Source organism: Amorphoplanes friuliensis DSM 7358 (assembly GCF_000494755.1).
GTDB classification, from domain to species: domain Bacteria; phylum Actinomycetota; class Actinomycetes; order Mycobacteriales; family Micromonosporaceae; genus Actinoplanes; species Actinoplanes friuliensis.
Map to the genome: position 1 here is coordinate 5,396,531 of NC_022657.1, position 25,752 is coordinate 5,422,282.

Below are 25,752 nucleotides of genomic sequence, written 5' to 3' on the forward strand. Positions count from 1 at the left end.
TTCGTGAGTCAGCCGTGGTCGCGCAGCCAGGCGTCGATCAGGCCGTTGAAGTGGCCGAGGAACCGCTCGTGCTCGTGCGGCGGGTACATCGCCCGGACCGTCTCGCGCAGCAGGGAGCGGAACTCCTCGGATCCGACCCAGTCCGCGACCATCTCGTCGACGTGGCCGAGGTGCTTCGCGCAGAACTCCTCGTACTGTTCGATCTCGAAGTAGTCGTCGGCGAGCTTGCGATATCCGGCCAGCTTCTCCTGGTACGACAGTGACGGGTCGTCGCCGATGGCGAAGTACGCGGCCGTGTCGGTGTCGAGGCGGGGCTTGCGCCCGGTGACGACGCAGTAGATCGTCCAGCGCAGCAGCGCCGACATCGCCCATGGGAAGTAGTAGTGCAGGGACGTCACCGCCACGTCGGGGCAGGCGTTGGCGTAGTCGATGGGGTGGACCTCGGTGCCGCGGACGAGCGACTCGCAGCTGTTGAACTCCCAGCGGAAGAAGGCGTTGACCAGGCGCGAGATCGTCACCACCTCGTCGCCGGCCTCGGGGCTGAGGAAGTTGTGGTCGACGGCGTACCGCTCGTGCATGGGCAGTTCGGGGCGGAACTTCATCACCATCGTCTCGGGGCCGATGGTGAGGGACCGGGCGAAGACGTCGTAGTCCTCGACCGCCGCCTGCAGGTGCATGAGCCGCTCCCCCGACGCGTCGTACGCGGCGTGCAGCTCGTCGACGTTGCGGATCTTGGAGACGCCGACCCAGGCGCCGCCGTCGTACGGCTTCATGTACATCGGGTAGCCGACGGACTCCGCCAGCGCCTCGAGGTCGAACGACTGGTTGTAGCGCTGCGACGTGTACGCGTACCGGGAGTTGTCCAGGGGGTTCTTGAACGGCACCAGGACCGTCTCGGGAACCTTGAGCCCGAGCCGCATCATCGCGCAGTAGGCGGCGTGCTTCTCCATCGACTGGAAGGTGAACGGGCTGTTCAGCAGGTACACGTCGTCCATCAGCGCGATCTTCTTGAGCCACTCGCGCGGGTGGTAGTACCAGTAGGCGAGCCGGTCGATGACCAGGTCGTGCTTCGGCTTGTCGCGCAGGTTGAACGGCTCGATGGTCACCCGCACGCTGCGGGTGCGGTGACTGCGGCCCTGCGAGTCCGTGATCACGCCGACGCGGCGCAGCAGCGCCTCGTACGCCCGTGGCCAGTCGTCCTCGTTGCCCAGCAGCAGTCCGATGGTGTGCTCGACGTCGGCCATTGGGCGCCTCCCGCTAAAGGAACACTTGCTGCAACAACGTGGTCAGTTCGGGGTCGAGGGCGTCGCGCCAGCCGGTCCAGTTGTGCGCGTCGGGAACCTCGGTGAAGCGGACGGTGTAACCCTGCCGGTCCAGGACCGCCGCCATGTCGCGATTGTTCGCCAGGTTCTCCTCGACCGCACCACAAGTGATCGACACGGGCACCGGCGAGGCGGCTGTCGTGGCCCGGCGCACCCGGCCGGTGAAGCGGACTATGCGCAGGTAGCGCCCGAAGCCGGACTCCTGCTTGTCGTAGCGCGGCTGGAAAAAACTGCCCGACTGCAGGAGCAGTCCGGCGAAGCCCGCCGGGTGCCGGCGCTGGGCGTGCAGCATCGCCAGGGCGCCGAGGCTGGCGCCGGCGCCGACCACCGGCCGGTCGGTGCCCAGCTCGGCGGCGATCTTGGGCAGGACGTCGTGGGCCAGGGACCGCGCGTACGCCGGACTGCACGAATACCACTCGAAGCGTTCACCCGGCGGCAGCAGCACGAGGTGGTACGGCGGCACCCGCCCCGCCCCGATCATCGCGGCGGTGTAGCGGCCGAGTTCGCCGTACCGGTGGTAGTCGGGGCCGTCGTGGGCGACCAGGACGCGGTCGGTGGGTGTGTCCGGCGACCAGATCCGGGCGACCAGCTCGCCGCGGACGGCCGGCATCGGCACGTAGACGTCGCGCCACCGGCCGGTGGCCTGCGGCAGGTGCAGCCAGCCGGGCTCCTCGTAGCCGGGGCTCCGGAGCACCGAGGCGTCGCCGTTGCGCAGCGGGTTGTCGGGGTCGGCGACCGTCTCGGTGCGGCCGTCCGGGTGCCCGAGCTCGAGCTGATATTCGATCCGCTGCACCGGCGGCCGCGGCAACCGCAGCTCCCACACGCGGCTCCCGGCGTCGTACACGAAGTCGCCGCGCGCCGCCGCCGACCGCAGGCGGACGGAGGCCAGCCGATGTTCTTGATCAAGAAGGCGGAAGCAGACCTCGGTGGTCCCGCACCACGCCCCCACCGCCGGTTCCATGACGGCACCATAACCGGCGGACGGCCCGGCCGCCCACGGGTCTACGAGGTGTAGGTCTGGCTGCTCGGTGAGGTGGGTGGCAACCCGAACATGTCCGCCAGGCCGGTGATCCGCAGCTGGCGGTGCACGAACTCGCTCGGGTTGCGCAGCACGAACCGGGTGCCGGTCTCGCGGGCGGCGTTGTAACCGGAGACCAGCGCGCCGACGCCCATCGAGTCCATGAAAGTGACGAAGGTCAGATCGACGATCATCGTGACGGGGTGCTCCGCGTGGAGGGTGGTCAGCAGCGCCGAACGCAGGGCGTCCACGGTCGCCGCGTCGAGGGAGCCGCGCACGTCGACCACGATGGCGCCGTCCGCCTGGCGCCGCGTGGTCATCACGGCTTCGCCCATGTACCCGACCTCCGAACCGGTTGCCCGTTGGCTCACGGTACAACGCCTGCCACCGCCCTCGCAGGTTGCCCGACGATTCGGTGACCAGGCCGGACAGTCAGTGCGCTCCGCTGTGATCGGTACGTCACCCACCGCGTCCACGGATGGGCAAGCGCTGCGACCAAGATTGCCAGATCGCGCAGATCATCTTGCGGTTTCCGCAGGTCCCGGACCACGGTGTCAGCGGTGGCCGGCAATGCACCCGCTCGCATCCGGCAACCACCCGGGGCGCGGCCGGGTGCGTGATCCACCACGGCGGACACAGCGCGGCCGCCGGCACGTGGAGGGGTGGGACCAGCATGGTCACAGGCTCAGGCCGACGGCCGGGGATGTTCGCGATCCGCGACGTCCGGGCACTTGTCTCCGAGACGACCCAGGAGGGGCACGGGCTCAAGAAGTCCGTCGGCCCCACCCAGCTGACCGCCATGGGCGTCGGCGCCATCATCGGTACAGGCATCTTCGTGGTGATCGGCGAGGGGGCCGGCATCGCCGGCCCGGCGGTCATCCTCTCCTTCGTGCTGGCCGCGGTGGCCTGCACGTTCTCCGCCCTCTCGTACGCCGAGCTGGCCTCGTCGATCCCGGTCTCGGGCAGCGCGTACACCTACACCTACGCCACGCTGGGCGAGATCGTCGCCTGGATCATCGGCTGGGACCTGATCCTCGAGTACGGCGTGTCGGTCGCCGCCATCGCGGTCGGCTGGGGCGGCAACCTGAACGCCTTCCTGGACGCGGCGTTCGGGGTGGCGCTGCCGGACGCGATCGCGAAGTCCCCCGAGGACGGCGGCATCTTCAACCTGCCGGCCGTGTTCATCGTCCTGGCCATCACGTTGCTGCTGGTCCGGGGGGTCACCGAGAGCGCCCGGGTCAACCTGGTCATGGTCGGCGTGAAGCTCGCGGTGCTGCTGTTCTTCATCGTCGTGGCGTTGTTCAACTTCGGCACCGGCAACTTCCACCCGTTCGCACCGGCCGGCACCGACGGGATCACCGCGGCGACGGCGATCATCTTCTTCGCCTACATCGGCTTCGACGCGGTCTCGACCGGCAGCGAGGAGGCCAAGAACCCGGCCAAGGACCTGCCGCTGGCGATCATCGGCTCGCTGGTCATCTGCACGATCTTCTACGTGCTGACCGCCGTCGGCGCCCTCGGCATCGCCAGCCCCGAGCAGCTCGAGTCGAGCGACGCACCCCTGGCCGCGGCCCTGGACCAGGGCGCGGGCATCAGCTGGGCGGCCTCGATCCTCGCGCTCGGCGCGGTCGTCGCGATCACCAGCGTCGTCCTGGTCATCCTGTACGGCCAGACGCGCATCTTCTTCGCCATGTGCCGTGACGGACTGCTGCCGCAGCGGCTGGCGAAGGTCAACCCGCGGTACGGGACCCCGGCGCGGCTCACCATCGGCCTCGGCGTCCTGATCTCGATCCTGGCGGCGCTGGTGCCGCTGTCCGAGATCGTCAAACTGGTCAACATCGGCACGCTGTTCGCGTTCGTGCTGGTCAACATCGGTGTGATCATCCTGCGCCGGACCCGGCCCGAGATGCCCCGGCCCTACCGGGTGCCGTGGTCGCCGGTGCTGCCGATCCTGGGTGTGCTGTTCGCGGTCTACCTGATGGCGGACCTCCCGCTGAGCACCTGGATCCGGTTCGTGGTCTGGCTCGCCCTCGGACTCGCGATCTACTTCCTGTACGGGTACAAGCACTCGCGCCTGCGGACCGAGCCGGCGGCGGACGACGGGGGCACACCCGGCTGGGCCCGGGACAGCACACCCGAGGTGCCGCCCGGGGACAAGAAGTGACCGCCCCGGTCATCGTCGGCGTCGACGGGGGCGAGTCGGGTGCCGACGCCCTGGTCCTGGCCCGGTGGACGGCGCAGACGCTCGACGCGCCGCTGGTCGTCGCGGTCGTGCACCCGGCGCCGTCCGCGCTGGGCTCCGGCCGGGTCGACGCCGAGTGGATCGCGGACCGGCACCGCGCGGCCGAGGCGGTGCTCGACGGCGCTCGCACGGTGCTCGCCGGCGCCACCGGTGAGGTCACCTACCGGGTTGTCGCCTCGACGTCGGCGGCCCACGGGCTGCACGACCTCGCCGAGGAGCTGAAGGCCGAGGTCATCGTGGTGGGGTCGGGCCGGGCGGGACCCCGGCACCGGCTCTTCGCGGGCAGCACCGCCGAGCGTCTGCTGGCCGGCAGCGTCTGCCCGGTCGCGGTCGCCCCGGCCGCGATGGAGACACCGCCGGGCGCGGTCGGCCGCATCGGCGTGGCCTACGTGGACACGCCCGACGGCCGGGCGGCGCTCGACATGGCGGCCCGGCTGGCCGCGCGCACCGGCAGCCCGCTGCGGCTCTACACGGTTGTCGCGGAGGCCGACGCGACACTGCCGTTCCTCGTCGGGCAGGACGCCGAGCACGCGTTCCTGGAGACCGCCCGGGAGACCTACGAGCTGTCGCTGAGCCGGGCCGCCGCCTCGGTCGACGTCGAGGCCGACTGGGAGGTCCGCGCGGGTGACGTGCTCGAGTCGCTCGCCGACCTCGACGAGGTGGACGTGCTGTTCTGCGGTTCACGCGGGTACGGCCCGGCGCGGCGGGTGCTGCTCGGCGGGGTCTCGGCCCGGCTCGTCCGGCGGGCCCGGCGGCCGGTGGTGGTCGTCCCGCGCAGCGGCTGAACGATGTCCCGGTCCGCCCTCCGGAGCGCTCCCGGGCGGCGGACCGGGCGCACGCCTGGCATGCTGCGGCGGTGCGTGTCCTCCCCGACGACCAGCCCTGGGTCTTCGACCTGATCTCCCCCGACGACGCCGTCCGCGCGGCGGCCCGCCGGCGGAACCAGGCGGTGATCGCCGGCGCTTCCGAGGCGCTGCGGCGGTACAACAAGGTCTGGACCCGCCCGGACTTCGTGCCGCTGGCCCACGCCTTCGTCCGCGAGACCGAACGGACGCTCAAAGGGCTCGTGAGCGCCTTCTGCTCCGCGGAGGATCCGCAGGTCCGTGCCCGGTACGCCCCCTACGCAGTGCTCTACCTGCAGTGGGAGGAGCGTTACCCCGCCGAGCTGACCGAGTCCTGGATGTGGTCGATCTGGACGGCCAAGGAAGTTGTCCTGCGGAACCTGCACCGCCAGGGCGTGCCGCCGGAGCTCGGGCCGGAGATCGCCGACCTGATCGTCGCCGCCCTGCACCGCCCTTACCGCTGCAAGGACTGGAGGTACGCGAGCCTGCTGCACCAGGTCGCGCCGGTCGAGCGGATCGTGACGATCGACGACGACCGCGCCCGCTTCGCCCTGCACGTCGTGCGGAACCCCGCGGTGAACGTCACGAGGGCGACTTATCCGCGCTGGCTGGCGGCTCAGCCCGCGCGGTGACGCCCCGGACGCTCGTCGTAGGTGGGCGCGTCGTCGAGGTGGGCGTCGGGCAGGGACACGTTGGTCGGCGCCTCGGCGGCACGGGTGTCCCACGCCGACACCGACGGCCGCTGCATCGCCGCCGCCCCCAGGTCGACCAGCGGAACGTAGACACGGGCGTCGACGGCCTCGGCGAGCAGGAGGGCCGCGACCAGCGCGGTGGGCCGCTCGGCCGGGTCCTTGTGCAGGCAGCGTGAGCACAGGTCCAGCACCTCGGGGGCCAGGCCCTCGATGTGCGGCAGCGGCTCCGGGTCCTGGAAACGTTGCGAGTGGACCAGCTCGGTCTGGCTCGCCGCGTTCCACGGCAGCCGTCCCGACAGGCAGTGGTAGAGCAGCACACCCAGCGAGTACATGTCGGACGCCGGTGTCGCGGGCAGCCCCTCGAAGCGTTCCGGGGCGACGTACGCCGGCGTACCCATGACCGGGCCGTCGGGGTCGGGGTCGTGGCTGCCGATCGCGGCCGCGATGCCGAAGTCCAGAACCTTCGCCCCGGCCGGGGTGAGCATGATGTTCGCCGGCTTGATGTCCCGGTGCACGACGTGCTCGCCGTGCGCGGCGGCCAGTGCGGCGGCGACCTCGGCACAGATGCGCACGGCGATGCGCCAGTCGAACATGCCCGCGTTGAGGTGCTCGCTGAGCGTCTGCCCGTCGACGAGCTCCATGACGATGTAGGGCACGTCCTGACCCGGCGCCGGGGAGGTGCCGAAGTCGTGCACCCCGGCGACGTTCGGGTGTGCCAGCCGGGCCGCGGAACGGGCCTCGGTGCGTACGAGATCAACGCCGTTGGTCTCACCCAGCGTGCCCTCGACGGCGGGCGCCATGATCTTGACCGCTACCGGCCGGTCGAGCACCTGGTCGTGACCCCGCCACACCTCGGACATGCCACCGATACCGATGCGCTGTTCGAGCTGGTACCGCCCGCCCAGCGTTCGCATGTGCCGTCCCCCTGTCGTTGCTGACCCACCGGTACCCCCGCGTTTGCCAGCACAAACGCGCGGATCATCCGTACGGGGTAACTACTCGGCCACGATGATGTGCTCGTCGACATCTTTACCTGTACCGATGCGCGTGGCCACCTGCGCCGCGACCCGCCGGACGAGGAGCCTGCGCAAACCGGACGGTGTGAGCGCCGCCACTCCGGGACGCGCCGCACGACGCATCCGGACGGCCTGCTCGCGCACCGCCGGTTCGATCCGGCCGAACTCCACATAGACCGCCCGGTTCTCCGCCGACCCGAGATAGGCGAACGGCTCGGACCCGGCGACAGCCTCCAGCGGCATGCCGACCATACCCAGGTTACGGAACGCGCCCCGGTCCAGCATGCCCACCGCGTGCCGTACGCCGGCGCGGCGCCCCATCACCAGGAAGGTGCGGTAGATCATCGAGCTGACGAGCAGCGACGACCGCCCGCCCCGGTACTCCGGCGGCACGGCGAGCGTCGCGCAGTCCCAGACCTTCTGCCCCGTCATCCCGTGCACGGCGAGGATCGTCTCGACGTCGACCCCGATGTGCCGCGGCGCGTCGTCGACGGTCTTCGCCCCACGACCCCGGCTCTCGATCATCCGGGCGACACCGGCCGGCACACCACGCTTGCGGTCGAGGACCACGAAGAACAGGCTGCTGCTCTCGTACGGGCCGTACTCGGCGGCCATCACGTCGGCGTTGTTGCCGAACGTCTCCTCGAAGATCTGGCGCTCGAGCGAACGACCGACGGCGGCCAGCTCACTGTCCGGCCCGGCCACCGCGGTGACAAAACGCCCCTTGCCGGGGTGGGCGGCCAGGAACCCGGCGACGATGCCGCGGGCGGCGGCGGCACCGAGGTCGTAGCGGGCAGTCGTCGTGATCATGCTCAGAACTCCTTGGCCACGATCTCGGTGGTCCGGAAGTACGCCTCGGTGAAGTCCAGGACCAGCTGCGGATCGAACGCCTTGCACGTGTAGATGTCCACGCTGAAGAACGAGATCGGGCGCTCCCACGAGTAGAAGTGCGCGCCGGAGGTCTCCCAGTGGATCCACCCGGCCCAGCCGTAGAGATCACTGACGTGCGTGACGGGGTCGATGATCGTGATCATCTCCGTGACGTCCGAGAGCTTCCGCAGGTAGTCCTTGATGTGCTCATCGGTGATCACGAACGTCGGATAGCCCTCGACGACCATCCGCTGCCGGTGGATGGCCGGGGCGAGGTCCTTGAAGTCCAGCATCGCGGCGGGAGCCTTTCGGTGCGCAACGCTCACTGTCGGTGACGCAGGACCGTTACCGACGGTGAGGTGGTGGGCGATTTGCAGCTTTGACGAGCCTTGCTCGCTTCTGCACCAAATCTACCGGCTGGTGACGCAGGGTCAACCGCCCTCCCGACCACCGTGACAAAACCCGTTCAGCTCCCCTACCCCACCCGAACGACCAGGCCGCTAAATCACCAGCCCCACCGATCGCCCCTGGCCCCAGGGGAATCGCCCGGACCAGCACACATGAGGACGCCGGACTCAGACCCCCCGGCGGCGGCTGGACTGCCACGATCGGCGCCGACGGTGACGATCTGCCGATGTCCGACTCGTCGGGGTGGCACTCATCACCCGAAATGCCGTCACGCTATGTGTCCACCAGGGTGCAGCGGGGTTGCATCACACCACTCAGCCTCAGCCTCCACACGCTGAGTAATCATTGCGGACAACCGCTTACCGATCTGGCCGGCGCCGACCCGCACGACCCGCACGACCCGACCCACATCGCGCTGATCTCAGCGGCCTTCGTCTGCCTGGACGCCGCCCTCACCGCCCGGCGGACGCCGATGTCGTGCGAGGGAGTCCCCTACGTGTCAGGGCGAACGCACCGGCGATCGTGGGTGACCCAGCACGGACCTGGCAGGGTGCGGGTGCCCGTTCATGAGCCGCCAGGCGATTGGGTGCCCGGGCCCGGTCTCGGCGTGAGCGACGGTCAGAACCCTGCAATCAGGCACGACATGACCTTGATGTTGATCCTGATCGGGGCACAAAAAACATGGCGGAACCCGGCCTTGTGGGGCGGGTTCCGCCATGGACGGTCCCTGCACAGATCCGCCGTTGATGGTGGCGGGCGCCGGGGACCGGGCGTTATGGGGTTGACGCTAGGCGAAGTCGATCACCATGGGTGACGCGGGCCCCTGGTTGGTGACGGGGCTCTCACGAAGCTGAACCGGGTCACCAGGCGAGTTCGGTGCGGAGGTCGTGGGCGCCGTCCTCGCGGGTGGCTTCGTAGTAGATGCGCCGGCGGCCGTCGTCGTGGGTGACCAGGCTCAGGTAGCGGAGGCCGTTGGGGGCGTGGGGGCTGCCGACGGGTTCGCCGTCCTCGGCGGTGAGTTCGCCGAAGCTGCCGTCGGGGAGGCGGAGGCCGCGGGCCGTGCCCGTGCGCTCCTCCCAGTTCTCGCCGGCTGTCGCCCGGCCGTCGTAGGCGGCGACGATCGTGTCTCCGTCGACCGAGACGGAGGAGATGCGGACGCCGCGGGCGTCCCAGCGGCCGGGGCGGCCGGCCAGGGCCGTGCCGCGCCAGGTCCAGTGGATGCCGTCCGGGCTGGTGGCGTACTCGGTGGTCATGCGGTCGGCGTCGTCCCACGACTCGAGCGGGTGGACCGAGGCCCACAGGTGCCAGCCGTGCTCGTCGTGGTGCAGCACCGGGTCCTTGACGCCGATCGTGTCGTCGCCCGCGAGGACCGTGCGGGGGGTCGCCGTGGCGAGGCCCTCGGGGGTGGCGGCCTCGAGGAGGTCGACCCGCCAGTGTTTGGTGCCGGGGGTGGCGGCGCTGACGTAGAGGCGCCACCGGCCCTCGGGGGTGCGGACCAGGGCCGGGCGTTCCAGGGACTCGGCGCCGAAGGTGTCCTTGGAGACCTCGGCGACGACGGTGAAGGTCAGACCGTCGGTGGACCGGGCGACGACGTTGGAGATGCCGCGGCCCTCACCGATCGGGAGACGCAGCCTGTACGCGAGGTAGACGTCACCGTCCGCGACGATCGAGGAGGGGGCGCCGGCCCATGCTCCCGGTTCGTCACCGGGCGGCTCGACGACAACCGTGGCGTCTTCCCAGCGAGGTAACGGCAGGGCTTGGGTTCCGATGGACAAGGCGGCTCCGTTTCGTGGCATCAGCGGCACAGCGAAGAGTATCCGCAGTAGTTTGCATCATCTATGGGGAAGATAGGGATTAGGACGCCTTGGCGTGTCGGTCGACGGACATCCAGTCGTCGTAGCTCTCCCCCGTCACGTCCTGCAGCAGCGCGATGTCGTCGGCGAAGAGCGGCAGCAGCGCGGCGCGCTCCTCGGGCGTGGTCACCGGGCGGGTGCCGTGCTTGCGGTGCAGCAGCGTGAGGATCGGGCCGCGCGCCGCCAGCCGCAACGGCACGGGGAAGCGGTGGCCGAACTGCCCGCCGGTGCGCAGCAGGCCGCGCAGCACACGGTTGATGGCGTTGTCCTCGACGACGTGGCGGTTCACGTTCTCCCGGGGGATCTCCTTCAACTGCCCGGCCGGTACGCCCAGGAAGTCGCAGACCCGGTCGAGGGTGGCTGCGGGTGTGTCCTTGAGGTCGCGGTAGCGCAGCAGCAGCACCTGCTCGCGCGGGAACAGCTTGTAGAGGTGCTGCACCTGGCGGCCGTACAGGCCGAGGCTGACGTAGTGCCAGAAGTCGGCCCAGCCGTCGGCGCGGCGCTGCCCCTCGGCGCGGCAGGCGGTGAGGAAGTCCGCCTCCGGCTCGAGACCGGCGTTCCACAGGTGGGTCCAGTTGGAGTGGGCGCGGTCGACCGGGTCGCGCAGCAGCAGGATCAGCTTCGCGTCCGGGACCAGCGTGCGGATGCGGTCGTGGGCTTCCAGGTCGTACAGGTAGAAGGGGGTGGCCTCCCCGCGCAGCGCGCCCACCGGCGCCGGGTCGAAGAGGGCCTCGTAGTCGGCGCGGCGCCAGACGTGCTCCTGGTAGGTCTGCACGTCACCCGGGCCGCCCGAGACCGGTGGCCGGCCGTCGGAGAGGAAGAACTTCGGCTCCTTCACCGCGGGCAGGAACAACCCCGGATGGCGGACGAGCGCCGCGTGCAGCGCGGTGGTGCCCGCCTTCGGCACTCCGGCGATCAGGAAGTCGGGAAGCGGCATGGGGGTACCTCCTCGTGCGGCTGCGACGCGCCGCCGAGCAGTGCGGCGCCCCACTGAAGTGACAGTTAGCCTACAGAGTTAGTAGGTTTTCTTCACCCCTGGGCGCGAGGTCAGGCCCCGCGGTGCCACCAGCGTCGCCGGCGATAACGCGGGCAGACCTCCGGGCCGCAGAACGTGCACTCCGTCCCCGCGCGGTGGTGGTCGTGAGCGCTTTTCTGATGGCCGCAGACACACAGCGCTTCCGGCGGCGTCACCGCTTCACGCTCGGTGTCGTCGACCACTGGTCCTGGCGCGGAGCCGGCTCGCACATCACGGTCACAACCTAACTATCGGGGCTGCGGCCGGTTGCCGCGCCGGGGATATAACCGTTCTGCACCCCAGAGGTTACGAAGAGTTACAACACGCTGAGTGACATAAGCCACATCCAGCAAATACGACATTTAGACTTTGTCTTACTTAGCGGCGTTCGGAACCGAGTGTTCCCCGATGTCCCTGGCATACCCTTCCCGACCCGCTCTCAACCCTCCCGTCCGTTACTGAACGTGACTCCTGGGATTTGAGCCCAGTCCTGGTGCTGATGTGAATATCCCCAGCTCAATTGGCCCAAGAAGGGTGCCGTACGGGTGCCGGCACCCTGGCTTTTCGGTTAGTTGACGCTACGTAGCGTGCGGCTACATTTGTGGTCAGAAGCGAGCGACTTGGGTTTCTGCCCCCGGAAACCGTTGATTCCGTCGCATCTGCCGCCCCCGAAGGGACCGCCATGCCGCTCTCCACGCCTCCCGGAAACACGCCGAGTAACGGCCAGTCGTCACCGACCGTAAGCGTCGTCATTCCGACTCTCAACGAGGAACGGAATCTGCCGCATGTGTTCGCCAAGCTCCCCGCGGGCATCGACGAGGTGATCGTGGTCGACGGCGGGTCCCAGGACCGGACCGTCGAGGTCGCTCGTCAGCTCCGGCCGGACGTCGTGATCGTGCAGCAGACGCGTACCGGTAAGGGCAATGCCCTGGCCTGCGGTTTTGCGGCCTGCACCGGCGACATCATCGTGATGATCGACGCCGACGGCTCGACCGACCCGGCCGAGATCCCGAGCTTCGTCGCCGAGCTCGTCGCCGGCGCCGACTTCGTCAAGGGCTCGCGCTTCGACAAGGGCGGCCACAGCCACGACATCACCCCGCTGCGCAAGCTCGGCAACGACGGCCTCAACGTCGTCGTGAACGTCCTCTTCGGGACGAAGTTCACCGACCTCTGCTACGGCTACAACGCCTTCTGGCGCCGGGTCGTCCCGACGCTGGACCTGCCGGACCCGGCGCTGCCGCGGCCCAGCGACGGCGCGAAGCTCTGGGGTGACGGCTTCGAGATCGAGACGATGATCAACATCCGGGCCGCGGCCGACGGGATGAAGGTCGGCGAGGTCGGCAGCATCGAGCACGCCCGCATCCACGGCCAGAGCAACCTGAACACCTTCCGCGACGGCTTCCGGGTGCTGCGCACGATCTTCAGCGAGTACGGCCGGATGCGCCGGATGCGCCGCGGCGGCGCCCACACCAGCGGCGGCGTCATCATGCACCAGCGCATCGCCCCGGCAGCGGCCGGCCGCACGCCGATGCACGCGCTCAACACCGGTGTCACCGGTCGTGTCCAGGACGCCGGCGACTCCCGTCAGCACGTCGCCCACCTCAACCGCGGCCCGCGCCGCGACGAGGTCGGCGCCCGCCGTGCCGACGACAGCAAGGCGCTGCACTCCCGCGCCTCCCGCGAGGACTGAGCTCCCCCGCTCTGCAGTCCCGCCCCCACCCCTGCCCGAGGAGCACCAGCGTGGAAGCCACCCCCCGTCCCGCCGTCAGCATCGTCATACCGACCCACAGCGAGCAGCGCTGGCCCGCCCTGGTGCGTACCGTCGCCTCCGCCCGGTCGCAGACGTACGTCCCCGCCGAGATCGTCGTGGTCGTCGACCACAACCCGGCGCTGTTCCGCCGGGCGCGGCGGGACCTCGGCGGCGTGACCGTCCTGGAGAACCTCTACGCCCAGGGTGTGTCCGGCAACCGCAACACCGGCGCGTTCCACACCAGCACCTCGCTGATCGCGTTCCTCGACGACGACACGACCGCCGGCCCGGAGTGGCTCGGCAGCCTGGTCGCACCGTTCGCGGACCCGAAGGTCGTCGGTACGGGCGGCGGGATCAACCCCGAGTGGGAGGGCCCCGAGCCCCGCTGGATGCCCGAGGAGTTCCTCTGGGCGGTCGGCGGCTCGTACGCGGGGATGCCGACGACCACCGCGCGCATCCGCAACGTGTGGTCGGCCAGCATGGTCGTCCGCCGCGACGCGTTCCTCTCGGTCGGCGGCTTCCGGACCGGCTTCGGCAAGGTCGGCAGCCAGAACCGCCCCGAGGACACCGAGCTGTGCCTGCGCATGAGCGCGGCCTCCGGCGGCCACTGGATGTACGTGCCGACCGCGACGATCCGCCACGAGGTCCCGGCCTCGCGGTCGACGTTCGGCTGGTTCCTGCGCCGCTGCTACGCCGAGGGCCGCGGCAAGGTCGCGATGGCCGGCCTGCTGGACGGCTCGCAGAGCCTCGGCTCCGAGAAGGACTACCTGCGCTCGCTGCCCAGGGCGGTCGTCCGCAACCTCGTCGCCGCCACCCGCGGCCGCGGCGCGCACCACGCCCTCAAGGCCGGCGGTGTCCTCGCCGGTGTCGCCGCCGCCGGAGTCGGCGGTGTCGTCGAGACCGTCGCCGCCCGCCGCCTGGCCGGAGCCGTCCGATGACCCCCGGCGTGAACGGCGTCAACGGCCAGGTGTGGATCCCGGCTCAGCGCACCGACGAGATGATCACCGCGCCCGCGTTCGAGCCCAGCGGTGAGGTGCTGCCCGCGACCGTGCTCGACCTCGACCTCGCCGACCCGCTGCCGGCCGTGGCCGGTGTCGGCCCCGACGGCCGCCGGGTCCTCCAGGCCTGGGTGCTGGTCCGGCTCTTCACCGAGCCTCTCGGTACGGTGCTCGCCGACGTACCGGCCCACGGCCTGCGACCCGCCGACCTGGCCGCCGCGATCGACGCCGAGCTCGGCCCGGTCCTGGCGCCCCGCCTCGCCGACCTGGCCCTGACCACACTGCCGATCGACGGCATCACACCCGTCGTCGAGCCGGCGTTCCTCGCCCGGCGCCGCGCCGTGCTCGCCACCGCACCGCCGATCACCGTCGTGATCTGCACCCGCGAACGGCCCGGCGCGCTCGCCCGCTGCCTCGACAGCCTGCTCGCCCAGGCGTACCCGGACTTCCGGATCCTCGTCGTCGACAACGCGCCCGTCACCGACGCGACCGCCGAGGTGGTCCGCTCGGCGGCCCGCCGCGGCAACGTCGACTACCTGGTCGAGCCGCGCGGCGGCCTCTCCTTCGCCCGCAACGCCGCCGTCGCCGCCGCACCCGGCGAGATCCTCGCCTGGATCGACGACGACGAGTACGCCGACGTGAACTGGCTCGCCGAGGTCGCCCGCGCGCTCGCCGACCACCCGGAGGCCGACGTCGTCTCCGGTGTCATCGTCCCGGCCGAGCTGGAGACGAAGGCCCAGCTGTGGTTCGAGCAGTTCGGCGGTCACAGCAAGGGCCGCGGCTTCCGGCCCGACGTGTTCAGCCCGGCGACCGCCCACCTCCAGAGCCCGCTGTACCCGCTGCCGCCGTTCGGCACCGGCGCGAACATGACCTTCCGTGCCGGTGTCATCGAACGCATCGGCGGCTGGGACACCGCGCTCGGCGCCGGCACCCCGGCCATGGGCTCCGAGGACACCCTCGCGTTCACCCAGGTCCTCGTCGGCGGCGGCACGATCGTCTACCAGCCCACCGCGGTCACCCACCACTACCACCGGCGTGACCTCGAAGGCCTGCACAAGCAGATGGTCGGGTACGGCGCCGGGCTCACCGCCGCGTACACGAGCCTGCTCCTGAAGCGCCCCGGTCTGCTCTGGCCGCTGCTGAAGCTGGCACCGGGCGCCCTGCGCGACCTCACCAGCAAGGACAGCCTGCGCGTGTCGACGCTGCGCGAGGACTTCCCCCGCGAACTCCTGACCGCGAACCGCCGCGGCATGCTGGCGGGCCCCCGCGCCTACCTCCAGGGCCGGCGGGCGGCCCGGCGCGGCCACTGATCGTGCCGTTCACCGGACAGCCAAGGTGTGACCGGGCATTCTCGGTCAGGAGGACGTACATGTGGCGACCGGTCGGTGACCCGTGCGCCGCCCCCGCACCCGGGGCGGCCACCGGATGCTGACCGGGCGCCCCTCCCCCGAACGGCGCCCGGCCGGTGCTGCGCCCGGCCTCGCCGCTGACGTCCCTCCAGCAGTTCGAGTCCCCCGACGACGCCGCGGAGGCCCAGCTCATGGCGGACCAGCGCCCGGCCTCACCCGAACCCGCCCGCACCGGCGAGGACGCCCGTCCGGCCCCGGCCCGGGTACGCCCGGCGGCCCCCGAGGGCGTGGACCCGTCGCGCCCGGCGGCGACGGACATCCAGACCACGTCCGGCGTGCCCAAGACCGCGATCCCGGCCGCCCCGGTCCCGACCGCCTCAGTGCAGGCCGCCCCGGCGCCGGTGGTTCCCGTCGTGCCGGGCCCGGCACAGACCGAGCCCGAGCCCGTATCCACCGACGAGCCGGCACCATCCGCCGAAGCCGAGAGCGCCGACCACCCAGCAACGACGCCTGACGCCGACAAGACCACCGCCCACCAGCCGGAGCCCGCCGAGGTTGGCGAGGCCGCTGAGACCGGCAAGGTTGCCGAGACCGCCGAGACCGCAGAGACCGCAGAGACCGCAGAGGTTGGCGAGACCGCCGCGACCGGCGTGGTTGATGGTGTTGGCGAGACCGCAGAGACCCCCAAGGTTGGCGAGGCCATCGAGGTTGGCGAGGCCATCGAGGTTGGCGAGGTTGGCGAGGCCGAGGACGTCGACTCCGACGGACAGTCATCAACGTCCGAAGCCGACGAGGCCGGCGAGGCCGAACCGGTGGCCGAGGTGGTTGAGACCGCCGACCCGGAACCCGCTGTCCAAGGCGTCGAGCAGCCGCCGGCGCCCGAGGTCGTCGAGGTGGAAGAAACGGAGGCCGCAGCCGAGACTGTCGAGCAGCCGCCGGCGGTTGTGGAGCAGGAGCCCGACGAGGCTGACGGAGACGCCAAAAAGGCCGACGCCGCGGAAGCTGTAGAGGCAGAGACGGCGAGCACTGCCGGCGCGGACGTGACCGAAGCGCTCGCGGGTGAAACGGCAGCGGCAGATGCGGCCCCGGAAGACGAGTCCGAGGGTGTCACGCCCGAAGACGCGCCGTCCGGCGAAGCCGAGGGCGCCTCCGAGGTCATCGAGGCCGTCGAAACGGACAACGAGCAGGTCAGCACCACAGAGGACCAGGGCGATCCTCACCCTGAAGCTGAGGTTGAGGAAGGCAAAGCTGAAGCTCAGGTCGAGGGTGAGACGACGCCCGATATCGACCCGGAAGAGACCGCTGTCCTGATTCTAGCGGACCGGGACGCTGCCGACCTGGACGACACGACCGTCCTTCCGGCACCCGTCGAAAGGGCGATCGACGACACCGTCGTGATCCCGGCGTTCAGTGTCACGCCGCCGGTCGGGGTGGTCACGACCGTGATCCCCGGCCGCCGGGCCGAGGCTGTCACCTGGGTTCCCCGGCCCGCCCGGGCCCGCCGCGCGCCTCTCGATCTCGGGCATGCCCCCGCGGTGCTGACGATCTCGGCGCTGGGTGTGCTCATGGTTGCTCTCGCGTACGCCGGGGGGCGGGTCAGCACCGGCAATGCGCAGTTCGCGTACTGGGTGGGGCAGGTGGTGGTTTTCACCCCGGTGGTGGTGCGGCTGCTGAGCCGGCGCCTGGCCGGGGTGGCCGAGTCGTTCGTGCTGGTGATGGGACTGGCGCTGAACCAGTACCTGCTGAAGTGGATGTACAGCCCGGATCAGTTCCGGTTCCCGGACGAGCTGCAGCACTGGCTCGCGACGACGATCATCGTTCAGTCGGGTGAGCTGTTCCAGCCCAATCCGGCGCTGCCTCCCGCGGAGCATTTTCCCGGGCTGGCCGAGCTCGGCGCCGCGGTGGCCCAGATGACCGGGCTGACGGTGACAGCCGCCGGGGTGATCGTCGCCGGGGTCGCCCACCTGGTTTTTGTCGGCGTGCTCTTCGCCGTGGTGCTGCGGGCGAGCAACTCCCCCGCCGTCGCCGGGGTGGCCTGCGCGACCTACGCGACCGCGCTGCACTATCTCTTCTTCAACTCGATGTTCCTCTACCAGACCGCCGCGCTGCCGTTCTTCCTGCTGACGATCTGGGCCGTCCGGCGGTGGCGGGCCGAGGGCGGCCGGTCGTTCGCCGTCCTCGCGGTGCTGTCGATGACGCTGACCACGGTGAGCCACCACGTGACGGCGCTGGCCCTGGTGGCGACGCTGACGCTGCTCGCGGCCGCCGAGCTGATCACCGACCGGCCGCGGCGCTGGTCCGCGCTGATCATGCCGGGTGCGGCCGCCGTGGTGGTCGCGTCGTGGATCCTGTTCGTCGCCACGGACGTTCTCGGGTACCTCGAGGACCCGGTGGACCAGGTTGTGCGTACCGTGTCGCAGCTTTTCTCGGGAGAGAGTGACGCGGCCTCGGAGAGCGCGCCGGTCTCCCTGGGGCAGTTGGCCGTTCAGGGTGCCGGGCTGCTGGGTCTGCTCGTGCTCGGCCTGGCGGTGACGCGGGACATGCTGCAGCGGCACGACCGGGACTGGTGGCGCTGGGCCGCGGTGGCCGGCAGCGCGATCTTCTTCGCGGGCAACGGCGTCCGGTTCCTCGGGCAGAACGGGCCGGAGATCGCCGGGCGGCTGTCCACCTTCACCTACGTGCCGATCTCCATCCTGGCGGCGATCGGCCTGGTCCGGGGTGTGCAGCTGATCCCGGCGCGGGACGCGGAGGGGCATCGCTGGCGGGCCGCCGCGCCCGCGATCGACGTGGTCGTGCCCGGCAGCTGGAACCTCTACAGCCGGGTCGCGGCCGGCGCGGCGATGATCACGCTGCTGATGATCGGCGCGCGCGCCGGTGGGTGGCCGCCGATCGCCTCGCTCCTGCCGGGCCCGTACCTGGCCGGCGGTTACGAACGGTCCGTCGACGCGTACGGGCTGGAAGCGGCCGACTGGCAACGCCGCACGCTCGGGCCGGACCACCGGGTCGGCGGTGACGCGACCTCGGTCTCGCTCGCCTCGACCTACGGGCGGCAGGACCCGGTGCGCGAGGTCGGGCCGTTGTTCTACGCCGACTCGTGGGGGCTGGAGCAGGACGCGCTGGTGCAGCGGCTGCACCTGCAGTACCTGGTCGTGGACCGGCGGCTCGGCACGCAGTTGCCGGAGAGCGGCTCCTACTTCGAGATGGATCCGCGGTCCGGGCAGATCACGTCGCCGCTCACCACCGGGCAGCTGGGGAAGTTCGACTCGCTGACGGAGGTGGACCGGCTCTACGACAACGGCATCGTCCGTGTCTACGGAACGGGGGTCCGGTGAACTCCCTGACCAGCCGCATCGTCGCGGCGCTGACCGTGGCCTCCGGCGCCGCCGTCCTGCTCGGACCGGTGCCCGTCGCCGTCACCGGCGGCCTGCTGCTGGCCTTTGTGCTGCCGGGACTGGCCCTGATCGGTGTCCTGTTCCGCCGCCGCGAGCTGACGACGGTGGAACGGTCCGTGCTGACACCCGCGCTGAGCATGGGCGTGCTGATCGTCGCCGGGCTGGTGATCAACCTCGTGCAGGTGCGCATCGACCGGGTCTCGTGGACGGTCTCCACGGTCGCGGTCACGCTGATCGCGCTCCTGATCTCTCGCCGGACAACCGTGCGTCCCGCAACGGTCCCGGTCGCGAAGCCGGCCGACGACTCGCTGGACGCACTGTTCGCCGGCGACGACACGGCCGGTGAGGACAATGCGCCTCGGCCGGTCGGTGAGAAGCAGGTGCGGATCGACGTCGGCGAGCACACGGTCCGGCTGCCGACACGATCGGCCGACGCCGGGGACACCGTGCTGATGTCGGTCGCCCCGGTGGCCGCGGATCCGCAGAGCCCAGCGCCCCAGCAGCGCGGACGCCTGGTCAAGCAACTGCTGCCGCTGGTCGTCGTGGCGCTGATCCTCGGTGGCGCGAGCTGGATCTCCTTCGCCACATCGCGCACGACGCACAACACCACCGTCACCGCACTGTCCGCCGCGCCGTCCGGGCCGGTCACCAGCGGCGGCACCCGTACGGTGCAGGTGTCGGCAAGCGGGCTGATCGCGGGCGACGGCCCGTACACGGTGCGGGTCTCGGGGAGCTCGGGGCGCACGGCGCTGGAGCGGACCGTGGCGGTGACCGGCGACGGCACCTGGACCGAGCGTCTGACCCTGCCCGGCGCGCAGCGGCTGACCGTGAATCTCTACCGCGCGGGTGACACCACCGCCTACCGGACGCTGTTCATCAGCGCCGTAGACTGACCCGGACACGCGACTGGCGGCATCGAGGATGGGGACCACCATCGGGGAGCTTGCCGTGGGGGCCGTCCGCCTGGGTGCCCACGCCGGAGTGGCGCATGTCCGAGACCCATGAAGCACGACTGCTGCCCGGTAAGCCCGTGGCCGACGAGGTCCTGGCCGACGTGGCGCAGCGCGCGGCGAAGCTCCGCGAGGGTGGCGTCCAGCCGTCGCTCGCGACGATCCTGGTCGGTGACGACGACGCCAGCGCCGGGTACATCCGGATCAAGCAGCGGCAGGCCGCCGAGCTCGGTTTTGTCTCCCCGCACGAGCACCTGGGCGCCGACGCGACGCAGGACGACCTGCACCGGGCCATCGACCGCCTGAACGCCGACCCGTCCGTGCACGCGCTGCTGATCCAGTACCCGCCGCCGGCGCACATCGATTACGACGCCGCGCTGATGACCGTCGACCCGGACAAGGACGTCGACGGCATGCACCCGCTCAACCTGGGCCGGCTCTCCGTCGGGCTGCCCGGGCCGCGACCGTGCACACCCGCCGGCATCGAGGCGCTGCTCGCCCACCACAACATCCCGGTCGCCGGTCGTGAGGTGGTCATCCTGGGCCGCGGTGCGACGATCGGCCGCCCGCTGGCGATGATGCTGGCGCAGAAGCGCCCGACCGCCAACGCCGCCGTCACGGTCGTGCACACCGGCGTCCCGGACTGGCAGCGGTACGCCCAGCGCGCCGAGATCCTCATCGCCGCCGCCGGTGTGCCGGGCATCATCCAGCCGGAGCACGTCAAGCCGGGCGCGACCGTGATCGGTGCCGGTGTCCGTTACGAGGGCCGCCGCCTGCTGCCGGACGTGGCCGAGGAGGTCGCGCAGGTCGCCGGGGCGATCACCCCGCGGGTCGGTGGTGTCGGCCCGACGACCGTGGCCATGCTGTTCCGCAACGCGATCGAGGCAGCCGAGAAGGCTAGCCGCTGAAGCGGGGGCGCTTCGCCATCGCCACGTACGCCGCCAGTGACGCGGCGTCGGTGTCGATGCGCCACTTCTCCGCGTACCCGGGGTGGGTGTCGGTGTCGAACCAGACGACACCGCCCACCGCCGGGTGGGCCTCGACCCAGTCGGCGAAGAGCGTGATCCAGTCGGCCTTGGTGCGGCCGCCGCGGTCCATCGAACCGACCTCGCTGATCATGATCGGCTTGCGGGCCGCGAACGCCCGGTAGATCGGGCCGAACAGGGTGTCGGGCGTCTCGCGGTGCAGGTTGTACCCCGAGACGCCGACCCAGTCGACGTACTTGTCGCCCGGGTAGAGCGCCTGGTAGGTGTTCCAGTCCTCGATCGGTGCGGAGTTCCAGTTGGGGCTCCACACCCAGGACACGTTCCTGGCCTTCTCCTCGGCGAAGATGTCGTGCAGGCGCCGCCACGAAGCGATGTACGCCTCCGGGTCCTGGCCGTTGCGGGCGGCTCCCCACGCGTACCAGTCACCGTTCATCTCCCAGCCCCAGCGCAGCAGCACCGGGCGGTCCTGCCGCTTGAGGCGGCGTGCGGCCCGGGCGATCCGGTCGTCGCTGCGCCCCGAGGTGATGTCGTCGTAGGCCGTGCCGCGCCAGGACACCAGCGGGACCGCTTTGGCGGGGATGCCGTCGATCGCGGTGGGCAGCGAGTCGGCCCAGTCGTAGAATACGTGCACGATGCGCTCGTCGCGGCCCAGCTGCTCCCGGCGCAGGGCCTGACTCTGGGTCGCCGTCCGGCCGTCGAGGGACAGGTAGGAGCCGAGCAGGGCGTGTCCGGGTTTGAACGGCACGGACCCGCCGCCCTTGGTGATCACTTTCGGCGCGGCGGCGGCGCTCGGCGCGGCGGACGGGACCCCACGGCCCGGCGAGGAGGTCGCCTCGGCCGCGGACTGGTCCGAGCGCACCTGCTGCGCGGCGACAGCGACGACGGGTACGGCGGCGAGCCCGCCGGCCATCCCGAGCAGGTGGCGGCGGGTCAGCCGCCGCGGCGCGCGGTGGGACGGGCTCACGTCAGGTTCCGGCCGGCGGCGCGGGCGACCCTGCGCACGACCCGCCAGCCGGGCTGGGCCAGCCGCTTGAGCTGCGGCACGACCGGCGAACCACCACCGGCGACGAGGTCCACCAGATCGGCGCCGGTCATGCCCGGTGTCGGCTGGAGCCGGGGCACGGCGAAGCGGCGCTCCCCCGGCGTGTGGAGGCGGCGGCCGACCTCGGTGGCGTTGTCGTGACCGGCGGCGAGCACGGCGGCGCGGACCTTGCCGCCGTTGTAGCCGTGCGGGTAGGCGAAGCTGCGGACGCGCTGCTGCAGGCGCTGCTCGAGTTCGTCCTTGCTACGGACGGTCTCCTCGCGCAGCCGGTCGGCCGGCAGCACGTCGAGCGGGTGGTGCAGCAGGCTGTGGTTGCCGATCTCGATGCCGGCGGCGGCGACGTCGGCCAGCTCGTCCCAGGTCAGGAGGCGGCCGAAGTCCGGTGCCCAGCGGCCCAGCCAGCCGGCGCGTTCGCCCAGGTGACCGACGGAGGCGTAGAGGGTGGCACCGGCGCCGGCCTCGGCCAGCACGGGCACACCGTCGGTGAGGAAGTCGCGGTACCCGTCGTCGAAAGTGACGGCGACGAGCTTGTCCGTGCAGCCCGCGTCGAGCAGGTCGAGGGCCTCGGAGAGCCCGACGAGGCGGTAGCCGGCCGCAGTGAGCGCGCCGAGCTGCTCGGCGAGGCGTCCGCGGGGCACGGCAAGGTCGCTCAGCGGCCCGCCGACGGCGGACACCGAGTGGTACATGAGCGCCGGCATGGCCGTGACGGTCACTGCTCGTTCCTCCCACCCACCAGACGGACATGACCCTTATCGGCCGCCGGACGGGCAACCTTCGGGGTTGGCACAACCCCGCCGCCTCTGCCGAAAGTCATAGCCGTCGATCAGGCTGGAGAGGGAAGCGGAGACACCCTGGGTGACGGAAGGGTGATGTCCATGAAAACGGACCGTGCGCGGCGCCTCGCCGAGGCCGCCTGTGAAGCCGGGCTCGTGCTCGGCCTGGTCGCGCTCCCCACCGCGTGGCGAGCTCTCGACACCAGCCTGATGGCCGTGCTGGCCGGCATGCTGCTGGCGCTCACCGCCGCGACCTACGCACTACACGCAGTGACATTTGACTGCTTCCTCTTGACGGGTCAGCGGTCACGCCGGAATCTTTCTTATACCCAGCGTAAGGACTGAACCGAGGACCGCCCTGGTGCGTATCCCGGGATGCACCGTCTTCAGCGACCCCCGGGAGTGCACAGGATGTTCCGGCTCATCCAGCTCCAAGCCCAGCACGGCGTGCCCCGCATCGGTATCGACCCCGACGGCTACGGCAGCGAGCGCGCCGCCCTCGCCCGTTACCGAGAGACACCGGACACGTTCTCCGGCATCGGCCGCTTCGACCCGGCGGGCCGGCTCGCCGAGATCATCATGGACACGGTCTGCGGCCCTCCCGGCGACTGCCCGGACCCGGCCGTCGTCGTGAACGCCGTGACGTTCCAGCGGCTCTGCGACAACCACTCCTTCGGCCTCGAGGTGCTGACGCTCCCGGAGCTCGCCCTGCACCTCGGCGTGGTCGTCCGGATGGCGCCGGCCATGGCCCGGTCCGGCCGGCACGCCGCGCCGGACGAGAGCCACTCGGCCAGCAACCGGATCGCCCGCGAGTTCTCCGCGCACGTCGACGACCCGGTGTGGCGGATGGAGCTCTGCGCCGAGCTCGCCCGGACCCCCGCCGCGGTCAACGGCCTGCTCATCGGGGTCGGCGCGCTCAGCCACCGCGACGTGCTTGACCTCTACCCGGCGTTGTGCGCCCTCGGCACCCAGCTCCCGGGCGGCGTCCACGCCGACCTGGTGCGGGCCACGGTCCGGCCGCTCTCCCCCGCCGGTGTCACCGCGCTGCGTCTCGGCCTCTGACCACCGGCCACCGCGGCGTGGCAGACTTCTGCTGTGTCTGTCGGTGAAACCGTCGAGACCGAGCCGCGTCGCCGGCCCGGCCGCGCTCTGAGATTCGGCCTGATCGTCGGGGCCGTCGTCCTGCTCCTCTTCGGCCTGCCCTGGTGGACGCTCGTCTGGTCCGGCAACCGCTGGCCCGGCGCGCTGTTCGCCGCCGGTACGGCGCTGTTCGTGATCCTCGCGGCCGGCTTCCCCGTCCTGATGTTCCGCGGCCACGGCCCGCAGCACCGCGACGGCGCCGCCCGCGTCGCCGACGTCCTGCTCGGCGTCGCCTGGGTGCTCTTCGTCTGGTCGATCCTCGGCAACGTGCTGCGGCTCGTGCTCGCCCTCGCGGGTGTCGCCGACCCGGTCCGGTCCCGGACCGTCACGGCGGTGGTCACCCTGATCTCGATCGTCCTGCTCCTCTGGGGGTACGCCGAAGCGATGCGTGTCTCGCGCGTCCGCCGCGTCGACGTGATCATCGACCGGCTGGGTGCGGGGCTCGACGGCCTCAAGGTCGTGCTGCTGACCGACACGCACTACGGCCCGATCAACCGCGCCCGCTGGTCCCGCGGTGTCGTGGACGTCGTCAACTCCCTCGAGCCGGACGTCGTCGCGCACACCGGCGACATCGCGGACGGCGAGGTCTCGGAACGCCGTGAGCAGGCCGCCCCGCTCGGCGACGTCCGTGCCCGGCTGGCCCGCGTCTACGTCACCGGCAACCACGAATACTTCAGCGGCGCGCAGCGCTGGGTCGAGCACATGGCGTCACTCGGCTGGGAGGCCCTGCACAACCGCCACGTGGTCGTCACCCGCGACGGCAGCAGCCTGGTGCTGGCCGGCGTCGACGACCGTACGGCCGCGGGCTCCGGCGTGCCCGGCCACCACATGGACCACGAGGCCGCACTCTCCGGCGCCGACCCCGAGCTGCCCGTCCTGCTGCTCGCCCACCAGCCGCAGCAGATCACCGGCGCGGTCGCCCACGGCATCGACCTGCAGATCTCCGGCCACACCCACGGCGGGCAGATGTGGCCCTTCCACTACCTGGTACGCCTGGACCAGCCGGTGCTGCAGGGCCTGAGCCGCCACGGTGAGCGCACGCAGCTCTACACCTCCCGGGGTACCGGATTCTGGGGCCCGCCGTTCCGGATCTTCGCGCCGAGCGAGATCACCCTGATCACGCTGCACTCACACTGATCAGCTCGGCGGCGGCGAGCATCTGGTCGCCGACCGGCTGAAGGCCGATGTCCACCGCCAGCAGACCGGTCGACACCCGCTCGGTCACGCCCCACTCCCAGATCGCTGTCGCATCGGTACGGGTGCGCTCGGCGAGCAGGTGTGCGCGGTCCCACGGATCGCTCTGCATCAGCTCGACCGGGTCCTCCCGCATCAGGACGCCGAGGTCGTACTCGGGCTCGGCCAGCAGGCCGTCAGGGTCGACGAGCTTGTAACCGTCGCCGGCCCGCAGCGCGTTCCACTGGTGGACGTCACCGTGCACGAGCATCGCCCGGGCGTCGTCGTGCGCGGCGATGCGGCGTTCGGCGCAGGCGATCGCGTGGGCCACGGTCCGCTCCGAGCAGGGCCGGTCCAGGTCCTCCCAGCGCTGCCGGATGTGCTCGACGAGCCAGCGGCCCTTCTCGGCGCCGGTGGGAAGCCCCGAGTCCGGCGCCGGCCGCCAGACCCGCTGAGCCAGGTCGCAGAGGATCTCGAGTCGCTCGTCCAGAGGCAGGTCGAGGTCCGCCAGTGACGGGCCGAGGCGTTCGAGCAGCATCGCGCCGCGGGCGGCGTCCGACCGCAGGAGGCGCACACAGCCGTCACCACCGGCGAGCCGCAACACGGTGATCTCGGCGGCGGCGTGCGTGCCTCCCGCCCGCGGAACCAGCAGCTTCAGGACGGCAGGGGTCCCGTCCACCAGCACGGCCTCCGCGACGTACGCCTCGGTCCCGTCCTGGTAGGCCCGGCCGGGCGTGAACGACCACTCGACGGCCAGTTCGTCCACGAGTCCGGGCAGGGACTCCAGCCACCCAGGCTCCTGCCGGGCCTTGGCACGCACAGTGGCGGGGATGTCCAGCATGCGCGAGATGGTGACACACGTGATACCCGCCGGCCACGTAATTGCGTTGAGCTGCGTCGCCGCGCACCGCAGGATGGAGT

Annotated in this window: 24 protein-coding genes and 1 riboswitch; of the genes, 13 read left to right on the plus strand and 11 right to left on the minus strand. The window is 71.2% G+C overall.

Features of this window, described 5'->3' with window-relative positions; all coding sequences use genetic code 11:
• Positions 1-8: 8 nt before the first annotated feature.
• From AFR_RS25090 to AFR_RS25100, 3 genes are read right to left on the minus strand one after another with little or no spacing between them, the layout of a single operon-like run.
• Positions 9-1,244 carry an ATP-grasp domain-containing protein gene (locus AFR_RS25090; protein ID WP_023363845.1) on the minus strand — a complete coding sequence of 412 codons (1,236 nt, stop codon included), beginning with the start codon at positions 1,242-1,244 and terminating at the stop codon, positions 9-11.
• A gap of 13 nt (positions 1,245-1,257) precedes the next feature.
• A complete protein-coding gene (locus AFR_RS25095; RefSeq protein ID WP_023363846.1) occupies positions 1,258-2,283 on the minus strand; it encodes an alpha/beta hydrolase in 1,026 nt (341 codons plus the stop codon).
• 41 nt (positions 2,284-2,324) lie between these two features.
• On the minus strand, positions 2,325-2,675 hold the full coding sequence (locus AFR_RS25100; protein WP_023363847.1) for an STAS domain-containing protein: 351 nt from the start codon (positions 2,673-2,675) through the stop codon (positions 2,325-2,327).
• 338 nt (positions 2,676-3,013) lie between these two features.
• On the opposite strand from AFR_RS25100, the gene AFR_RS25105 reads away from it, so the two are divergent.
• The 3 genes from AFR_RS25105 (at position 3,014) to AFR_RS25115 (ending at position 6,056) form a co-directional block, all read left to right on the plus strand.
• Entirely contained in the window at positions 3,014-4,504 is a 1,491-nt protein-coding gene (locus tag AFR_RS25105) for an amino acid permease (RefSeq protein WP_052359812.1), read from the plus strand.
• The gene (locus AFR_RS25110; RefSeq protein WP_023363849.1) at positions 4,501-5,367 is read left to right on the plus strand and encodes a universal stress protein; all 867 of its coding nucleotides are present in this window, start codon (positions 4,501-4,503) and stop codon (positions 5,365-5,367) included. Before AFR_RS25105 ends, AFR_RS25110 begins: the two co-directional genes overlap by 4 nt.
• A gap of 71 nt (positions 5,368-5,438) precedes the next feature.
• Positions 5,439-6,056, plus strand: a complete 618-nt coding sequence (locus AFR_RS25115) for a hypothetical protein (RefSeq protein ID WP_023363850.1) — start codon at positions 5,439-5,441, stop codon at positions 6,054-6,056.
• On the opposite strand, the gene AFR_RS25120 is transcribed toward AFR_RS25115, so the two are convergent.
• The 5 genes from AFR_RS25120 to AFR_RS25140 form a co-directional block, all read right to left on the minus strand.
• Positions 6,041-7,030 carry a serine/threonine-protein kinase gene (locus AFR_RS25120; RefSeq protein WP_023363851.1) on the minus strand — a complete coding sequence of 330 codons (990 nt, stop codon included), beginning with the start codon at positions 7,028-7,030 and terminating at the stop codon, positions 6,041-6,043. The two genes, AFR_RS25115 and AFR_RS25120, sit on opposite strands and share 16 nt — an antisense overlap.
• A gap of 81 nt (positions 7,031-7,111) precedes the next feature.
• Positions 7,112-7,942, minus strand: coding sequence for a hypothetical protein (locus AFR_RS25125; protein WP_023363852.1), 831 nt, complete (start codon positions 7,940-7,942; stop codon positions 7,112-7,114).
• A gap of 2 nt (positions 7,943-7,944) precedes the next feature.
• Positions 7,945-8,295 carry an S-adenosylmethionine decarboxylase gene (locus AFR_RS25130; protein WP_023363853.1) on the minus strand — a complete coding sequence of 117 codons (351 nt, stop codon included), beginning with the start codon at positions 8,293-8,295 and terminating at the stop codon, positions 7,945-7,947.
• A 975-nt stretch (positions 8,296-9,270) separates the two neighbouring features.
• Entirely contained in the window at positions 9,271-10,185 is a 915-nt protein-coding gene (locus AFR_RS25135; RefSeq protein WP_023363854.1) for a glycoside hydrolase family protein, read from the minus strand.
• A gap of 79 nt (positions 10,186-10,264) precedes the next feature.
• Complete coding sequence (locus AFR_RS25140; protein ID WP_023363855.1) at positions 10,265-11,200, minus strand: sulfotransferase domain-containing protein; 936 nt, start codon at positions 11,198-11,200, stop codon at positions 10,265-10,267.
• Between the two features lie 203 nt (positions 11,201-11,403).
• On the opposite strand from AFR_RS25140, the gene AFR_RS48470 reads away from it, so the two are divergent.
• From AFR_RS48470 to AFR_RS25170, 7 genes are all read left to right on the plus strand, one after another.
• Complete coding sequence (locus AFR_RS48470) at positions 11,404-11,526, plus strand: hypothetical protein (RefSeq protein ID WP_274519430.1); 123 nt, start codon at positions 11,404-11,406, stop codon at positions 11,524-11,526.
• Positions 11,527-12,065: 539 nt separating this feature from the next.
• Positions 12,066-12,968 carry a glycosyltransferase family 2 protein gene (locus AFR_RS25145; protein ID WP_023363856.1) on the plus strand — a complete coding sequence of 301 codons (903 nt, stop codon included), beginning with the start codon at positions 12,066-12,068 and terminating at the stop codon, positions 12,966-12,968.
• A 50-nt stretch (positions 12,969-13,018) separates the two neighbouring features.
• Positions 13,019-13,966 carry a glycosyltransferase family 2 protein gene (locus AFR_RS25150; RefSeq protein WP_023363857.1) on the plus strand — a complete coding sequence of 316 codons (948 nt, stop codon included), beginning with the start codon at positions 13,019-13,021 and terminating at the stop codon, positions 13,964-13,966.
• Positions 13,963-15,336 carry a glycosyltransferase family 2 protein gene (locus AFR_RS25155; RefSeq protein ID WP_023363858.1) on the plus strand — a complete coding sequence of 458 codons (1,374 nt, stop codon included), beginning with the start codon at positions 13,963-13,965 and terminating at the stop codon, positions 15,334-15,336. The genes AFR_RS25150 and AFR_RS25155 overlap by 4 nt, the downstream gene beginning before the upstream one ends.
• Before the next feature lie 155 nt (positions 15,337-15,491).
• Positions 15,492-18,707 (plus strand): hypothetical protein, encoded by a 3,216-nt coding sequence (locus AFR_RS46840; protein WP_023363859.1) that lies wholly within the window; start codon positions 15,492-15,494, stop codon positions 18,705-18,707.
• Positions 18,704-19,660: a DUF1616 domain-containing protein gene (locus AFR_RS25165; protein WP_023363860.1), complete on the plus strand. Its 957-nt coding sequence runs from the start codon at positions 18,704-18,706 to the stop codon at positions 19,658-19,660. The genes AFR_RS46840 and AFR_RS25165 overlap by 4 nt, the downstream gene beginning before the upstream one ends.
• A riboswitch (ZMP/ZTP riboswitch) is annotated at positions 19,660-19,743 on the plus strand. It overlaps the preceding gene by 1 nt.
• Positions 19,744-19,755: 12 nt before the next feature.
• Entirely contained in the window at positions 19,756-20,625 is an 870-nt protein-coding gene (locus AFR_RS25170) for a bifunctional 5,10-methylenetetrahydrofolate dehydrogenase/5,10-methenyltetrahydrofolate cyclohydrolase (RefSeq protein ID WP_023363861.1), read from the plus strand.
• Here AFR_RS25170 and AFR_RS43895 read toward each other — a convergent pair.
• Positions 20,615-21,667: a glycoside hydrolase family 26 protein gene (locus AFR_RS43895; protein WP_023363862.1), complete on the minus strand. Its 1,053-nt coding sequence runs from the start codon at positions 21,665-21,667 to the stop codon at positions 20,615-20,617. The two genes, AFR_RS25170 and AFR_RS43895, sit on opposite strands and share 11 nt — an antisense overlap.
• Positions 21,664-22,443, minus strand: a complete 780-nt coding sequence (locus AFR_RS25180) for a polysaccharide deacetylase family protein (RefSeq protein WP_052359814.1) — start codon at positions 22,441-22,443, stop codon at positions 21,664-21,666. Before AFR_RS25180 ends, AFR_RS43895 begins: the two co-directional genes overlap by 4 nt.
• 177 nt (positions 22,444-22,620) lie before the next feature.
• On the opposite strand from AFR_RS25180, the gene AFR_RS25185 reads away from it, so the two are divergent.
• From AFR_RS25185 to AFR_RS25195, 3 genes are all read left to right on the plus strand, one after another.
• Complete coding sequence (locus AFR_RS25185; RefSeq protein WP_148308052.1) at positions 22,621-22,863, plus strand: hypothetical protein; 243 nt, start codon at positions 22,621-22,623, stop codon at positions 22,861-22,863.
• 66 nt (positions 22,864-22,929) lie between these two features.
• Positions 22,930-23,580: a hypothetical protein gene (locus tag AFR_RS25190; RefSeq protein ID WP_023363865.1), complete on the plus strand. Its 651-nt coding sequence runs from the start codon at positions 22,930-22,932 to the stop codon at positions 23,578-23,580.
• 33 nt (positions 23,581-23,613) lie between these two features.
• Positions 23,614-24,795 (plus strand): metallophosphoesterase, encoded by a 1,182-nt coding sequence (locus AFR_RS25195; protein ID WP_023363866.1) that lies wholly within the window; start codon positions 23,614-23,616, stop codon positions 24,793-24,795.
• On the opposite strand, the gene AFR_RS25200 is transcribed toward AFR_RS25195, so the two are convergent.
• On the minus strand, positions 24,776-25,672 hold the full coding sequence (locus AFR_RS25200; protein WP_023363867.1) for an aminoglycoside phosphotransferase family protein: 897 nt from the start codon (positions 25,670-25,672) through the stop codon (positions 24,776-24,778). The genes AFR_RS25195 and AFR_RS25200 overlap by 20 nt on opposite strands.
• Positions 25,673-25,752 lie beyond the last annotated feature (80 nt).

Coding starts and splice junctions, on each gene's coding strand:
- AFR_RS25190 (WP_023363865.1), top strand. CDS start 22,930: ATGTTCCGGCTCATCCAGCTCCAAGCCCAGCACGGCGTGCCCCGCATC.
- AFR_RS25170 (WP_023363861.1), top strand. CDS start 19,756: ATGTCCGAGACCCATGAAGCACGACTGCTGCCCGGTAAGCCCGTGGCC.
- AFR_RS25125 (WP_023363852.1), bottom strand. CDS start 7,942: ATGATCACGACGACTGCCCGCTACGACCTCGGTGCCGCCGCCGCCCGC.
- AFR_RS25185 (WP_148308052.1), top strand. CDS start 22,621: ATGAAAACGGACCGTGCGCGGCGCCTCGCCGAGGCCGCCTGTGAAGCC.
- AFR_RS25130 (WP_023363853.1), bottom strand. CDS start 8,295: ATGCTGGACTTCAAGGACCTCGCCCCGGCCATCCACCGGCAGCGGATG.
- AFR_RS25105 (WP_052359812.1), top strand. CDS start 3,014: ATGGTCACAGGCTCAGGCCGACGGCCGGGGATGTTCGCGATCCGCGAC.
- AFR_RS25090 (WP_023363845.1), bottom strand. CDS start 1,244: ATGGCCGACGTCGAGCACACCATCGGACTGCTGCTGGGCAACGAGGAC.
- AFR_RS25100 (WP_023363847.1), bottom strand. CDS start 2,675: ATGGGCGAAGCCGTGATGACCACGCGGCGCCAGGCGGACGGCGCCATC.
- AFR_RS25095 (WP_023363846.1), bottom strand. CDS start 2,283: ATGGAACCGGCGGTGGGGGCGTGGTGCGGGACCACCGAGGTCTGCTTC.
- AFR_RS25140 (WP_023363855.1), bottom strand. CDS start 11,200: ATGCCGCTTCCCGACTTCCTGATCGCCGGAGTGCCGAAGGCGGGCACC.
- AFR_RS25200 (WP_023363867.1), bottom strand. CDS start 25,672: ATGCTGGACATCCCCGCCACTGTGCGTGCCAAGGCCCGGCAGGAGCCT.
- AFR_RS25155 (WP_023363858.1), top strand. CDS start 13,963: ATGACCCCCGGCGTGAACGGCGTCAACGGCCAGGTGTGGATCCCGGCT.
- AFR_RS25180 (WP_052359814.1), bottom strand. CDS start 22,443: ATGCCGGCGCTCATGTACCACTCGGTGTCCGCCGTCGGCGGGCCGCTG.
- AFR_RS25120 (WP_023363851.1), bottom strand. CDS start 7,030: ATGCGAACGCTGGGCGGGCGGTACCAGCTCGAACAGCGCATCGGTATC.